The organism is Pseudomonas sp. GQ91 (genome assembly GCF_059758795.1).
Window position 1 is genome coordinate 137,174 of the sequence record NZ_JCAXED010000004.1, and the last position, 14,626, is coordinate 151,799.

Sequence of the window (14,626 nt, forward strand, 5' to 3'; positions counted from 1 at the left end):
AGTGCGGTGGTATCGGTGGATGCCTTAGAGCTTGTGGCTACCCAGCGCCAGAAACCGCTGTGGCGAAGCCTTGCGCAGTCGCGCGGCAAGGAAAACGCCGCCCAGCAGCGCGGCGGGAATGACTGCGCACAAGGCGTAGGACAAGGACTGGCTAGCGCCGGTGAGTACATCGAAATGCGCCACCGCCAGCACCAGCACCATCAGCAAGGCCAGGCAGGAGAAAACCGGCAGTATGCGCCCCCGCCAGATGCCGACCTTGAGCTCGGGATGCCGGTGGAAATACACGCACACCGCGACCGAAGTCATTGCCATCAGCAAAATCACGCAAAGGGTGGCGAGGTTGGAGAACCAGGCGAACAACTGCAGGATCGGATCCGCGTCCATGGCGGCGAAGATCAGCACCACGACCGCGGCAATCAGGCTCTGCAGCGCCGAGCCCATGTGCGGGCTTTGGTGCACACGGTGGGTAGTGCCCAACAGGCTGTGCAGCAGACCGTCACGCCCGATGGCGTAGAAGTAGCGTGCCGCGGCGTTATGAAATGCCAGCAGTCCGGCATAGATGCTGATCATGAACAGCACCCGGATAATCTGCGTCAGATACGGGCCGACAAAGTGATCGGACATGCCGTAGATAAAGGTGGTGGGGTCCTGCAACGACTGCAGCATCGGCACGATTTTATCCGCCCCGACCCCCACGACCATCGACCACACCGACAGCGCGTAGAACCCACCGATCAGCAGCACCGAGCTGTAGGTGGCAATCGGGATAGTGCGCTGCGGATTTTTCGCTTCTTCGCCGTAGATCGTGGTGGCCTCAAAGCCGATAAAGGCCGCGAAGCAGAACAGCAGCCCGATCGACGGGGTACCGCTGAAGACATGCTGGCTGCTGAACGAGTCGAGATTGACGCCACTGTCGCCACCGGTCTTGAGAATGGCGACATCCAGGGTCAGGATCGCCAGGTATTCGGCAATCACCACCACCGACAATACTCGGGCGGACAGATCGATCTTGCGGTAGCCGAGGATCGCGATGCTGAACATCGCCATCAGCGAGTAGGACCACCAGGGCAACACCAAGCCCGACACGCTCTCCATGGTGCCGCTGACCACGCCGCCGAACATGCCATAGAGGCCAACTTGAAGAATGTTATAGGCAAACATCGCCAACACCCCCGCTGCTCCCCCGGCCAGGCCGCCCAGGCCACGCGAGGTGAAGGCGTAGAAACCACCGGCGTTGGTGATGTGCCGGGCCATAGTGGTGTAGCCGACCGAAAACGCTATCAGCACCAGCAAGGCCAGCACCAACAAGGCCGGGGTGCCGGCGCCGTTGCCGAGCATGATGCCAATCGGGAAACCACCGGCGATGACACTGAGCGGGCTCGCCGCCGAAATCACGAAGAAGATGATAAAGCCGACACCCAAGGCGCCACGCTTGAGCTCCGTGGAGCTGTTGACCGGGATAGATACACTCATGTTTTTTGACCTTATTGTATGAGGCAGTCGCTGTGGGTCGGGTCCGATCAAGGCGCTATCGGTACCAGATCGCGCTTTTATTTTTAGGGTTGCACGCTGTATTTGATGCTATGCCCGCCCACGAACAACTCGCTATCCCAAATCGGTAACATCGCCCCAACATGTCAGATCCGTGCATTCCTGGCCGATATGGGATAACGGCTCGGTTCGCCTGTCCTGCACGCTAGGCTCACCGGTTCTATGCTTGGATGCCGACCCTCGATAAATAACGATGGTGCACGCCCCGCTGGCCCTGGCGCGGTTGACGTTTACCGACCGGAGCTGCATTCAGCCCGGTGGCTTTGCTGCTCGGGGCGGGTAATACCCAAAGACGTCGGGACGGGCTAGGTTCGTTGCTGATCAAGTTGAGCGCAGCAGCACCCGCGGCGTTGCGGCTGATCTGACTGAGCCAATTGCCGACACGCAACTCAGTGGAGTCAACACCCGTAAGGCCGTCGCGAATTTTCGTTATGAAAACCTGACACAAGCCGATATAGCGACATACCCAACAAGAAATCGGTGGCCAAGACCAACCGATGATCGACCAACACGCTGTTTACCTGTGAGATAGCCAAATGCTCGACGCCCTTTCCATCCGTTTGAAAATCATCCTTTTGTCCGGTTTGTGCCTGCTTGGCGTGATCGGCCTGATCGTCAGCATGAATCTCTACCAGAGCAACCAGAACAACCGGTTGATCAGCACCTCGAGCAGCGAGATGCTGACTGAAAGCGGCGAAACCCTGCTGCAGGCCAAGGCCGCGGAGCAGGCAACAAACCTGCAGAGAACCTTCGGCGACAGCCTGCTGATCATCACCGCCTTTTCCGACCAGGCCGCCAACTTGCGCAACATGGCCGCCCAGCACGGGTTGGCGGCCGCTACGTTGCGTGAAGAACTCAACCGGGCGCTCAAGACAACCTTCGACCGCAATCCGCAGGTATTGGGGCTTTGGCTGGTTTACGAACCTGACGCGCTGGATGGTAAAGACCGTGAGTTCGCCAACGACAGCGCACGCGCCTCCAATGAAAACGGACGTTTTGCCAGTGCCTGGAATCGGGGCGCGGGCCCATCGGTGAATATTCTGATCCCCGAAGGCGATTTGCAGAAAACCGAACTGAGCATCAGCGGCACGCCTTACAACAGTTGGTACACTTGCCCGCGAGACACGCGACGCACTTGCCTGATGGCCCCTTATGCCGACACCCAGGCCGGGCAAGTTCAACTGATGACCACGCTGTCGATGCCCTTGATCGCCGATGGCAAGGTCATCGGCACCCTTGGCGTGGACCTCGCGCTCGGCGCCCTGCAAGCTGCCGCAAGCGATGCCCAGCGTACGCTGTTCAACGGTTCAGGGCGCATGTTGATTGTTTCCGACAGTGGTGTACTCGCCGCTTACAGCACGGATGCGAGTCAGATCGGTAAACCTATCAGCGTCCCTTTGGCGGAAGAGGGCCAGGCCGTGCTCACGGCATTGAAGCAACAAAAGCCGGTAGTGCTGGCCCATGATGAACTGATTCGCGCGGTCTACCCCGTTGCGCCCATCCCGGAAGCGGCGGCGTGGGGGGTGGCCATCGACCTGCCAAGGAGCGTATTGCTGGCCGACTCAATGAAGCTTCAGGCCTTGCTTGACCAGACGCAAACACGCGACACACTGGAATCGCTGCTGGTCGCCGTAGGCGCGGGGTTGCTGGGCCTGCTGCTCATCTGGTTCAGCGCCTCTGGCGTGACACGCCCCATCAACAGTGTCGCGCAGATGCTCAAGGCGATTGCCAGCGGCGACGGTGACCTGACCCAACGGCTGGACTACCGCAAGAAAGATGAACTGGGCGAACTGGTCGACTGGTTCAACCGTTTCCTCGACAAACTGCAGCCCACCATCGCGCAGATCAAGCAGAGCATTAGCGATGCGCGCGGCACCGCCGACCAGTCTTCGCACATCGCGCGCCAGACCAGCGAAGGGATGCAAGTGCAATTTCGCGAGATCGATCAATTGGCGACCGCGTCCAACGAAATGAGCGCCACCGCGCACCAAGTCGCCAATAGCGCGTCAAGCGCGGCCCTGGCGGCCCGCGGTGCCGACCAAGCGTCCCGGGACGGGATTACTATCATCGAACGCAGCACCCGTGACATCAACGCCCTGGCCAGTGAGGTCAGCAAAGCCGTAACAGAAGTCGAAGCCCTGGCGGTCAACAGCGAGCAGATCGGCTCGGTGCTGGAAGTGATCCGCAGCATTGCCGAACAAACCAACCTGCTGGCCCTCAACGCCGCGATCGAGGCAGCGCGGGCCGGGGAAAGCGGCCGAGGTTTTGCGGTGGTTGCCGACGAAGTACGCAATCTGGCCAAGCGAACCCAGGATTCGGTAGAGGAAATCCGCCTGGTGATCGAGCGTATCCAGACAAGTACGCGTGACGTGGTGGCAACCATGCACTCGAGCCAGACCCAGGCCCAGAGCAACGCCAGTCAAATCCATCAGGCCGTGGAGGCGCTCGGTAAAATCAGCGATGCGGTGACGGTGATCAATGACATGAACCTGCAGATCGCCAGTGCGGCAGAGGAGCAAAGCGCGGTGGCCGAGGAGGTCAATCGCAACGTCTCGACCATCCGCGGTGTGACCGAAACACTGACCGAACAGGCCGCCGAGTCGGCGCAGATCAGCAGTCAGCTCAACGAACGGGCCAATCATCAAATGCAACTGATGGACCAGTTCCGCGCGTAGAAGGCGGCGGCTATCGACCTCACTGCAAGGCCAGGCGCGCGGTCAGTTGCGCCATCGCGCCGGTAATCAGCTCACACAGGTAGCTGCGCTGAAACGCGCATTGCGGCCGAGCAGGGTCATACTGCCGATGACCCGCTGCTTTTCGTCGACGCTCGACGCCGCGACGCCGGATACAGCGGGCTGATGTTCAGGCGTGCGCGCAATCGGGGATGGCAGCGCGGGCGGTTTGGGAAGGCAACTCTGCAAACAGCGCGTGGTACTCCTCGGCGAAATGGCTGAGATGGTAGAAGCCCCATTGGGCGGCGGCATCGCCAATCGAGAGATGGGACGCGGGGGTGGCCATCAAGGCGCGGCGCACACCGTTGAGTCGGACCGAGCGCAAGTAGTTCAGCGGTGTGGTCTCGGCCACCGAGCGGAAGCTGTTCTGCACGGTGCGTCGACTCACCTGGAGGCGCTGGCACAACTCGATCACACTGGGCACGTTGATCATCTCGGCAGTCGTCAGCCGGTGGCATTTTTCGACAATGAAGCTGCGCGTTGAACTCGGACTGCGCTGGTGCTTGTCGCAGGCCGGGTCGCTGAGCAGTTGCAACAACTCACCGAGCATGGCCTGTTCCAGCCCCTGCTCGCGCACGCTGTCGAGTTCGTCGTCGACAACGGCCAGGGCGAGTACCGCCAGCAATCGACGTCGAGCCTGGGCGAAGCGCTGCGCGGACACCCGGATCACGGGCTGGCGCAGCAACTGGCTGATATCCCTGGCCGTCGCCGTTTGCGCCAGCACCTGCTCGAACCATTCGCGCTCGAAGGTGACGGACAGCAGCTCCATCCCCATCGGCATATGGAACATGAACTCCTCACCACCCTGCAGAAAGAACAGGCTGCTGTTGTCCACCTCGCGACCCTGCATGCGCGTCGAGCCCGGGACGCTGATCGGCACGGCAAAGCACATCTTGCCTCGCGGCGCCACACCGTGCTGCACCACCCGCTGGTTGATCTGCTCGCGAAACACGTGGCAACGCGCAGTGGTCAACTGCATCAGCGAACTCTCGGCCAGGCCGGCGGTTAACTGGCTGTAGTCCTGGCTCCACTCCTGGACGGTGGCCGCATGAAGATGGATATCGCGAAAATGGGTGACCTGGTGATTTCTCATAATGTGCGAAAGCCTCTGCCAATATTCTTGTTTTTAGCGCGCATTTACTTGCGATATTCTCACATAGATCAAATTCTGCAAAATTGCTTCTCAAAACCTCCATTTGTCGGAACCGGCGGGCGGACCGGTTCACCTATTTGCCGATTCGGGCTAACGGTCAGGAACACTCCATGAGAATGATCGGCACACTGAAAATCGCCATCCAGAGTGTTCGTCATGAGTGAGTCCAAACTAGAATCCCTGCATTTCGCGGATGCCCCGCGGATTACCTCCAGTTCCCTTCCCGGCCCCAGGACTACCGAGGCCCTGGCCTTGTCAGCGCGTACCGAGTCGATGGCGCGCGGCGGCGGGCGCATGCCGGTGGCCATGGACCGCGCCTTCGGCGCGACCTTCATGGACCCGGATGGCAACACCTATATTGACCTGTCCGCTGGCGTCGGCGTCAGCAGCGTAGGCCGCTGCCACCCGAAAGTGGTGCAGGCCATCCGCGAACAGTCCGAGGTACTGATGCATGCCTTGGAAGTCAACAGTACCCGGCGCACCGAACTGGCCGCCAAGCTCTCCGAAATCGCGCCCGACGGCTTGCGCGGGGACTGCATCACTTTCTTCACGCAAAGCGGCAGCGATGCGCTGGAGGCCGCCATCAAGTTCGCCAAACGCATCACCGGGCGGCACCAGATCATCGCGTTCCACGGCGGCTACCACGGCGTATGGAATGCCTCGGGATCCCTGACGACAGGCACGGCCTACCGCAAGGGCTACGGTGCCCAGATGGGTGGCGTCATTCACGCCCCCTACCCTTATGCCTACCGTTTTCCCTTCGACACCACGCACAAAAGCGCCGAGCAGATCGCCGGCGAGTACGTGGACTACCTGCTGAACACCCCCTACACCGCCGCCGATGACGTGGCCGCAGTGATCGTGGAGCCGGTGCAAGGCGAAGGTGGTTATGTGCCGCCCTCGCCAGAGTTCCTGCAGCTTTTGCGCAAGGCTTGCGATCGCAGCGGTACGCTGCTGATCGTCGATGAAGTGCAGTCCGGCGCCGGGCGCACCGGCAAGATGTGGGCGGTCGAGCACTCGGGCGTAAAACCCGACATGCTCACCTTCGGCAAGGGTATCGGCAGCGACCTGCCGATGGCGGGCCTGATCATGCGTTCGGACCTGGCGGCCGCGATTCCTGACGGATCGATGCCCAACACCTTCGCCGCCAACTCGTTGTCCGCGGCAGTGGCCCTGACCAACATCGGTATCTTGCAGGATCCAGAGCTCGATCTGCTCAATCGCGCTCACGCGCTGGGGATCGAGGCGCAGGAGCGTATCCGTGGTTTCGCCAGCCCATTCGTTGGCGAGGTACGCGGTCGCGGCCTGATGATCGGTATCGAGCTGGTCGAAGACCCGGTCACCAAGGCGCCCCTGGAACCGCAAAAGATTGGCCAACTCATGGGCTATTTGCTGAACCACGGCGTACTGATGATTCCTTGCGGGCGCTACAGCAACGTAATGCGTGTCATGCCCTCGCTGACTATCTCACGCTCGCTGTTCTTCAAGGCACTGGACATCTTCGGCGATGCCCTGGCCTCCCTCAAGGCATGAGGTGTGTATAGCCGCCCCCTTCACATCACTCATGGACCCTAAAATGACTCAGCACCTGAATCACTTCATCGCCGGCACGTTCTTCGAAGCCTCCGACGGCCGTCGCATAGCCCTCGTCAACCCCGTGACAGAACAGGTGTACGGTAGCTCCGCGCGCGGCACGGCTGAGGACGTGGACCGCGCAGTGGCGGCGGCGTTCAGCCAACTCGAGGGTGGCGCCTGGAGCCAGCTTGACGGCGCCCAACGCGGCCGACTGCTGTCAAAACTGGCTGACTTGGTCGAGCGCGATACAGAATTACTGGCCGATCTGGACGCCAACGCCATCGGTCGCTCACCGCTCGAACCGCGCCGGATGGACCTGCCCAACGCGGTCGCCAACCTGCGCGCCTCCGCTGGCTGGGCCAACCAGCTCGAAGGCCGGACCATTCCCACCGGCGGCTACTTCGGCACCCAGACCCTTTCGTATACGGTACGCGAGCCGGTGGGCGTAGTCGGCGCCATCGTTCCCTGGAACTCACCGCTGATGATCACGGTCTGGAAGCTCGCCGCTTTACTGGCAGCAGGCTGCACCGTGGTCATCAAACCGTCGGAGGAGACGCCGCAATCTGCCCTGCACCTGGCGGCGCTGGCTCAGGAGGCGGGCTTCCCTGACGGCGTGATCAATGTGGTCACCGGCTACGGCGAAGAGGTGGGTCGTGCCTTGTGCGAACACCCGCACGTCGCCAAGATCAGCTTCACCGGCAGCCCCGAGGCCGGACGCGAGATCCAGCGCACCGCCGGGGTGCTGTTCAAGCGCGTGGCACTGGAGCTGGGCGGCAAGAGCCCGCAGATTATCTTCGACGATGCGCCCTTCGACGATGCACTGCGCGGCTGCGCGCTCGGCCTGTTCGTCAACCAGGGTCAGGTCTGTGCCGCCGGCTCGCGCATCCTGGTACAACGCAGCATCGCCGATCGCTTCGCTGCGGCGCTTGCCGACGCCGCGCAAGCGGTCAAGGTGGGTGACCCTCGGCTACCCGACGTACAGATGGGCCCGGTGGCCAAGAAAGCCCAATTCGAGCGCGTTAACCGCTACATCCAACTGGGCATCGAACAAGGCGCCTCGCTCCTGGCCGGCGGTGTATCGAACCCTGAGCAGGGCTGGTTTGTGCGGCCGACGATCTTCGCCAACGCCCGCAATGACATGGCAATCGCCCGAGACGAGATCTTCGGTCCGGTCGGCACGCTGATCACTTTCGACAGCGAAGACGAGGCTGTCGCCCTGGCCAACGATTCCACCTACGGCCTGGCGGCCACGGTCTGGACGACCGACCTGGCGCGAGCGCACCGCGTAGCCGCTGCGGTGAAGGTCGGCGCCGTGGGCATCAACTGCTGGAGCCCGCTGGACGCCAACCTGCCCTGGGGCGGAGTCAAGACCAGCGGCATTGGCCGTGAAGGCGGGTTTGGCGGCGCGCTGGCCTATACCGAGGAAAAGGTCATCACCGTGCTGCTGCCCACCTGAGAACAGTCCCCGCACTGACCGAACCACCCTCGACGCCTTGTCGTAGAGGGTGACCACTCAAGCGTGCAGTGCTTGATGCTTTTGATGGATCACTGGAGAGACTACGATGAACCCGGCAAATCAAGAGACAATTGATAGGTATCCGACGTCCCTGCGAATTTTGCACTGGGTACGCGCCGCCCTCATAGCAGGCCTGCTCTGGGCAGGTTGGCATATGACCGGGCTGGATGATGAAGTGGCGAACAAATACGAACTCTATTACCCATGGCACAAATCCTTTGGGGTGTTGGCGTTACTGGTGGTCCTGGTTCAGATCGCCCTGCGCTGGCGGAGCCCGGCGCTGCCGAAGCCGCTGCAAACGCTGGCCGGGCATGAACGGTTGTTGTCCCAACTTGTGCAACGGGCCATGTACGCACTTATCGTGATAGTGCCGTTGATGGGGTATTCGATGTCGAGCACCTACACCATGAGCGACGGGGTTTTCTTTTTTGGGGTGAACCTCCCGGAGCTCCTGGCGAAAAATGACGATTGGTTCGTCATCTTCCAATGGCTACACAAAGTGCTCGCCTATGCCCTGCTCGGACTGATTCTGTTGCATGTCGCGGGCGCCCTCAAGCACCGCTTCTTCGACCCCGACCCTCGGAATAACGTCTTGCGCCGCATGCTCTGACTGGACAAGGCGTGGGCGCCTTCATGGTTTTGACCGGAGGGACCCGGTAACGCTCGCCTTATGCGATGTTGCCCGTCATGCCGGCATGCGCCACCTCGGGTGGCGCCCCTGGTCAAGTCAGAAAGTCACCCACACGATGAACTGGAAGTAAGTATTCGTTGATGCGCTCCCACTCTGCAGGCCACCGTTCCCCAGCCACTTATCAGGTTTATAGAACCCGATGAGCGGCGACAGTGTGATGTTGTCCGTCATCATCCAATCCAGATAAAGGTCGACCTCGCGCGCGCTGAAGTCCTGCGCCTGCCGATCAGAGAGCTGGTGGTAGTCGAAGAACATCGCGTTAACGGTCAACTTGTCGGTCGGTTGAACCGAAAAGAGCACGTCGTTGATCTGCATGTTCGAGGTCACCGAGCCGGCGTAATTCGCGGCGATTTCACCCTGGTAGCGTTTGCGGTAGCCTCCCTGGAACAGAAAGTCCCAACCTTTGGCATAGCGCGCATATCGATAGCTCACCGTCGGTTGCCATTTGATCTCGGCGAAGGTGTAGCCTGCGTCGAAGAACAGCGCCCGCGGCGACCCCGAACGTTTTTCCTGACGTGCCACCTCGAACGCGAAGTCGGCATTTTCGATACCCGCGTTGCCCTGTCCACGAATGCTGTAGAGGTTCATGCCCTTGCGCTCAAACCGATCACCAAAGGCGTAACGCTCGTTGACATCCAGGCCGCGCACGTACGTCGAACCAATCGAGCCGAGGGGCGTCGTGTAGTCGAGCGTGGCGGCAGCCACTTCGGTCTCGGACTGTCCGGGGTTATCCGATTTCAGCCACATCAGGCTACCGTGAAGGCCTTCCGTCCCCCCCAGTTTCAAGACTGCCGTATTCCCAAACGCCAAGCGCGGGCCAAGGTAAAAGGCGCCACCGCGATCGAATCGGCCATCCGCAACGCCTTGGATGGGGCTGAAGGACTTCCCGGGGGCGAACCCATCGTCGGTGATCAGGAAACCGTCCACCGAAACGAGCTGCCGGCCAAAAGAGAAATCAACGCCGTCCATGCCCAGGGCAGGAATCAGATCACCTGACTTCCAACCCAGGTAGGCATCTTCCACCGCCGTTCTTCTTTCATTTCCGGCGGTGACCGCTCCCGCATCCCCATCCCCCCATGACCCCGTGCTGATCAAGCTGAATCCGCCGTAGATCGAGCCGGCATCGATCTTATCCGTCGTGCCGCTGACACCATACTTGGCAAAGCCTTCTTGCCATCGCATCGTGCCGGGCGCTCTCTGCGGATCGGCGAGGTAGTTCTTGTCGGTGCCGAACCAGCCGAACCCCGCCCACAGCTCGGCGTTCAGGACGGTTCCACCATCACTTTCGTTGTAGAGCTCGTAACCGTGTGCCTGCGGCTCAAAGGTGCAGAGTGCAACCAGTGAAAGTAATGGGGCGTAATGGGGGGTGCGCATGACGTCTCTCCTGTTTTTATATTTATGAGGCGAGCCACGAGTGTTTCGGCCTGGGCTGCGCATGCGGTAACCCAAATCAGCACTTGCAAGAGGTTGGCCGCCATCGCCGTCGCGCGATATGTCCCCCGCTGCAGAATTTTTCCAGAGTCTTGAATGGTTGCCGTTTTGGGCTATGGCCTCCGAACGCACCCGCCCTATGCTCGGCCCATAAGAACGCATAAGAACCGAGGCACCGTCATGACCCCTTTGTCACGCTCCCCGCTGTTACGCCAGGGGCTTTGCCTGCTGACCATCGTCGCCTGCAGCGCCCTGCCATCGGTGGTCGCTGCCCACCATTCCTTCGCGATTTTCGACCAAACCAAAACGATCACGCTCAAGGGTGTCGTTGAGCGTTTTGCGTGGACCAATCCTCACGTCGCGATTTACCTCGATACCCCCGGCTCGCCGCCCCAGCGATTCAAGATCGAGACTGGCAGCGTCAACGCGTTGAAGCGCATGGGCTGGAGAGCTGACTCGATCAAGGCCGGCGAGAACGCGGAGATCTCCTTCAAACCGCTAAAAAACGGTGAGCCAGGAGGGCTGCTCGTGGAGATCAAGATCGGTGATGTCGTGCTCTCGGGTGGTGGATGAGAACGCCCTTCCCTGCTTCATCAGTACCCAACTGAACAGCCCCACGGGATGGAGACGCTTCAATGAAACCGACACGAACCTTAAACCCGGCAATGATCTTCCTGAGCATCATCCTCATGACCCACGCAGGGATGAGCATCGCGACAACGTCGAAAGCCCAGGGCACACGTCCCGACATCAGCGGAACCTGGGAAAGAACCCCGGACAACTGGTTCGGCGAGGACCCGGACGATCCGGTGCACCCGGGCGGCCCCATGGACCTGAAAGAGCCCTATGCCAGCCAATACACCGCGCTGCAGAAGAGGCAAGCCGCAGCGAACGAAGCCGGGACGCCACTGGCCACAACGAGCGCCAGGTGCCTGCCCGAGGGAATGCCAACGTTGATGGCGGCGCTCTTTCCGATCCAGATCATTCACGATGACAAGCAAGTGGTCGTCCTCGGCGAATATCTCCAGCAGGTACGCCGAATCCTCCTGGACAAAGCCATGCCTGCGAAGGAGGCGCTGGACCCTGCCTATCAGGGCCATTCACGCGGGCGCTGGGAAGGCGACACGCTCGTCGTGGAAACACAAGGCGTGCGAACCGACGTGACGTTCTACGACGTGCCGCATGGTCAGGACATGAAGATCACGGAACGCATCAGGCTACGGGGACCGGATCACTTGGAGAACCAGGTCGTGATCGAGGACCCGCAGGTGCTCAACACCCCCTATCGCTTCACCTTCGACTACAAGCGTTCCGACTACGGCATTCAAGAGTACGTCTGCGAGAACAATCAGATCGTGATCGACAGCGAGGGGAAAGCGAGCCTCAGCCGCGACTGAAACCACGTCCCCCTCGATAACCACTTGGAGTTCGACCGGATGGAACGACTGACAACATTCGACGTCCTGCGACCGCTGATACAAGGCGCCATTCTGTCGCTGATGCTCACGTCGAACACGTTCGCGCAGGTGCCCCGCATGCCCACGGCCATCGCGGTGCCGGCGTCCGGAAAACCAGCGCTCTCATCGGCGAAACGCCCGGGTACCGAATACAGCGACCTGGACAAGTACGGCTACGTCGAGGAGGAGTTTTACCTGCAAGGCGTCGCCCCGGCCATAACCGCCGCGGGCAAAAACCTCTTCGAGGCGCCTTACACCACACGCATTCTGGTTCGCAAGCCGGCGGATCCCGCGCGCTTCAATGGCACGGTCGTGATCGAGCCGTTCAGTTGGTTCGGCGAACGCGGCGCCGGATGGATTCTGACCCGGGACTATTTGCTGCGGCGCGGCTATGCGTACATCGGGTACACGCTAAGCATCAACACGCCGGCAGTCGACCCCAAGTTCATCTCGGACAACCCGACCGCCGAGGCCGAGGCGATCGCTCAGTACGGACGGATCGTGAACTTCGACTTTATGCGCCGCTTCGACTATGCACGCTATGCGCCGCTGGGCACCTATTACGACCCGGAACGCTTCACCCGCGGGAACGGCCCCGATCCGTTCGCCCCACAATCCCAGGGCATCGCGGCACAGCTGGCGTTGCTGCTGAAGACCAATGCGGCGCAAAGCCCGTTGGCAGGACTCGATGTGCGACGCGTCTATGTCAATAGCTGGGCCGTGACCGCGCAAGTCTGGATGGACTACCTCGACCAGGGACGGCACCAGCAATGGCGCATGCCCGACGCAAGCCCGCTGATCGATGCCTATATGACGGGCCGCATGGCCTATGGCGAGGTGGGCGGTGACGTCATCCGGCTGCCGCGGCAAATGCCCGACGGCGTGCCGTTCGTGACCGTCTACAGCCAGTCCGAAGTGATGCACGACGTGATCGAAGGCATCAACCTGCCGCCGGACACCGACAGCCCGCAGGTTCGTTATTACGAAGTGACCGGCATGCCGCACCTGCGGCTGGCCGACCTCGGTACGGAGCATACCGAACAGCTCGCTGCCGACATCGGCAAGGGCGACGATCCTCGGTGCCGGACGCTGTACGACGAACCGGCGGAACTGGTGGTTTCGGCGCTCCTGGATGGCATGGACCGATGGGTACGCGAGGCCACGCCCATGCCGAAGGCCCCACGGGTCGCACGCGAAGGCAAGGCCGCCGTGCGCGACCCCGCTACCGGCAACCTGCAAGGGGGCGTCCGCCCGCCGTGGGTCCAGGTGCCAAGCGCGACCTACCTCACGGAACAGGAGACCGGCTGCGGCCTGATCTACGACACCAAGGTGGCTTATTCCAAGGACGCGCTTCGCCAGCGCTATGGCAGCTTCAGCCACTACGAACAGGCATTCGAAGAGGCCAAAAACGTTTCGATCAAGGAAGGGTATCTGCTTCCAGAAGACGCGGTGGGCCTGCGTTCGATCGCAAAACCTCAAGACTTCTAACCCAATGCGGGAGAAACACAGATGTCATCGGAACTCATTATTGCCTGGATCTACGCGTCACCGTTGAGCACCGCCATCCGGGACATGCTCTGGGTCGTGCCCTCGGTCCAGAGCATACATATCCTGGCCATCGCGGTGATCTTCGGCTCCGCCGTCATCTCCGACCTGCGGCTGGCAGGTGTGATCGCCACCGACGTGCCCGTGCGCGGCGTGGTTCGCCGTTACTACCCGTGGATGCGCAACGCGCTCATCGTCCTTCTCGCCACGGGGCTGGTCATGATCATCGGCGAGCCGGACCGCGTGCTCGTCAACTCGACGTTCTGGCTGAAGATGGCTCTGGTCATGGGGGTGTTCAGCCTGGCCTGGATGGTCCGTCGTCCCTTGCTGCGGCCAGCCGGCCCTGACCAACCCGATGAGGTTAATCCGCAGATCAAGGCGCTCGCCTGGCTGTCGATCGCTTTGTGGTGCGTCGTGATCATCTGCGGTCGCTGGATCGCCTACGCGATCTAAGCGTTTTCAACCAAAGCTCTCAGGTGTACGCCATGGATATTCAATCAACACTGCAAGCCATCGAGGCAACCTCTGCCGCCATCTTGATCCGTGAGTCGGAGTCCGCTTTCCCGACCCTGGAATCGGTGCATGTAATCGGAATCGCCTTGGTCCTCGGAACCATTGCGGTGGTGGACTTGCGTCTGCTCGGCATTGCCTCCCATCGCAAAAGCGCGCTACGGCTGATTCAGGAATTGCTGCCGTACACCTGGGTCGCCTTCGCGGCTTGCGTCATCACCGGCGCGTTGATGTTCTCCGCCAATGCCATCACCTATGCAAACAACCCGGTTTTCTGGTGGAAGATGGGCCTGCTGGCGCTGGCGGGATTCAACATGGGGATATTCCACCTCGGCGCCTTTCGCCGCATCGACGAATGGGACACGACGCTACCGCCCCCCAACCGAGCGCGCGTCGCCGGCTTCAGCTCGTTGGCATTGTGGACGGGCGCGGTAGTCCTCGGCCGCTGGATCGCGTTTTTCTAAT

The 14,626-nt window shown here is 61.1% G+C and carries 11 protein-coding genes and 2 pseudogenes; 10 read left to right on the plus strand and 3 right to left on the minus strand.

Going from position 1 to position 14,626, the window contains the following annotated elements; all coding sequences use genetic code 11:
- Positions 1-24: 24 nt before the first annotated feature.
- Positions 25-1,473, minus strand: a complete 1,449-nt coding sequence (locus AC6CIA_RS07500) for an APC family permease (RefSeq protein ID WP_498311312.1) — start codon at positions 1,471-1,473, stop codon at positions 25-27.
- An 887-nt stretch (positions 1,474-2,360) separates the two neighbouring features.
- Between AC6CIA_RS07500 and AC6CIA_RS07505 the strand changes: the two are divergent.
- Both AC6CIA_RS07505 and AC6CIA_RS07510 read left to right on the plus strand, forming a co-directional pair.
- Positions 2,361-3,368: pseudogene (locus AC6CIA_RS07505) on the plus strand (methyl-accepting chemotaxis protein); the annotation flags it as partial.
- Positions 3,369-3,710: 342 nt separating this feature from the next.
- Positions 3,711-4,226: pseudogene (locus AC6CIA_RS07510) on the plus strand (methyl-accepting chemotaxis protein); the annotation flags it as partial.
- Between the two features lie 187 nt (positions 4,227-4,413).
- Here the strand turns inward: AC6CIA_RS07510 and AC6CIA_RS07515 are convergent.
- The gene (locus AC6CIA_RS07515; RefSeq protein WP_498311313.1) at positions 4,414-5,376 is read right to left on the minus strand and encodes a helix-turn-helix domain-containing protein; all 963 of its coding nucleotides are present in this window, start codon (positions 5,374-5,376) and stop codon (positions 4,414-4,416) included.
- Between the two features lie 216 nt (positions 5,377-5,592).
- Here AC6CIA_RS07515 and AC6CIA_RS07520 point away from each other — a divergent pair, with 216 nt between their 5' ends.
- From AC6CIA_RS07520 to AC6CIA_RS07530, 3 genes are all read left to right on the plus strand, one after another.
- Positions 5,593-6,969 carry an aspartate aminotransferase family protein gene (locus AC6CIA_RS07520; RefSeq protein WP_498311314.1) on the plus strand — a complete coding sequence of 459 codons (1,377 nt, stop codon included), beginning with the start codon at positions 5,593-5,595 and terminating at the stop codon, positions 6,967-6,969.
- 43 nt (positions 6,970-7,012) lie between these two features.
- Positions 7,013-8,467 (plus strand): aldehyde dehydrogenase family protein, encoded by a 1,455-nt coding sequence (locus AC6CIA_RS07525; protein WP_498311316.1) that lies wholly within the window; start codon positions 7,013-7,015, stop codon positions 8,465-8,467.
- A gap of 106 nt (positions 8,468-8,573) precedes the next feature.
- Positions 8,574-9,137, plus strand: a complete 564-nt coding sequence (locus AC6CIA_RS07530) for a cytochrome b (protein WP_498311317.1) — start codon at positions 8,574-8,576, stop codon at positions 9,135-9,137.
- A 117-nt stretch (positions 9,138-9,254) separates the two neighbouring features.
- On the opposite strand, the gene AC6CIA_RS07535 is transcribed toward AC6CIA_RS07530, so the two are convergent.
- On the minus strand, positions 9,255-10,592 hold the full coding sequence (locus tag AC6CIA_RS07535) for an alginate export family protein (protein WP_498311318.1): 1,338 nt from the start codon (positions 10,590-10,592) through the stop codon (positions 9,255-9,257).
- A gap of 237 nt (positions 10,593-10,829) precedes the next feature.
- On the opposite strand from AC6CIA_RS07535, the gene AC6CIA_RS07540 reads away from it, so the two are divergent.
- The 5 genes from AC6CIA_RS07540 to AC6CIA_RS07560 all read left to right on the plus strand — a co-directional run bounded on the left by AC6CIA_RS07540 (position 10,830) and on the right by AC6CIA_RS07560 (position 14,625).
- Positions 10,830-11,222, plus strand: a complete 393-nt coding sequence (locus AC6CIA_RS07540) for a DUF6152 family protein (protein WP_498311319.1) — start codon at positions 10,830-10,832, stop codon at positions 11,220-11,222.
- 62 nt (positions 11,223-11,284) lie between these two features.
- A complete protein-coding gene (locus tag AC6CIA_RS07545) occupies positions 11,285-12,046 on the plus strand; it encodes a hypothetical protein (protein WP_498311321.1) in 762 nt (253 codons plus the stop codon).
- A 39-nt stretch (positions 12,047-12,085) separates the two neighbouring features.
- The gene (locus AC6CIA_RS07550) at positions 12,086-13,594 is read left to right on the plus strand and encodes an alpha/beta hydrolase domain-containing protein (RefSeq protein ID WP_498311322.1); all 1,509 of its coding nucleotides are present in this window, start codon (positions 12,086-12,088) and stop codon (positions 13,592-13,594) included.
- Positions 13,595-13,615: 21 nt separating this feature from the next.
- Positions 13,616-14,104, plus strand: coding sequence for a DUF6644 family protein (locus tag AC6CIA_RS07555; protein ID WP_498311323.1), 489 nt, complete (start codon positions 13,616-13,618; stop codon positions 14,102-14,104).
- Between the two features lie 32 nt (positions 14,105-14,136).
- Positions 14,137-14,625 carry a DUF6644 family protein gene (locus AC6CIA_RS07560; protein ID WP_498311324.1) on the plus strand — a complete coding sequence of 163 codons (489 nt, stop codon included), beginning with the start codon at positions 14,137-14,139 and terminating at the stop codon, positions 14,623-14,625.
- Position 14,626: the final 1 nt, after the last annotated feature.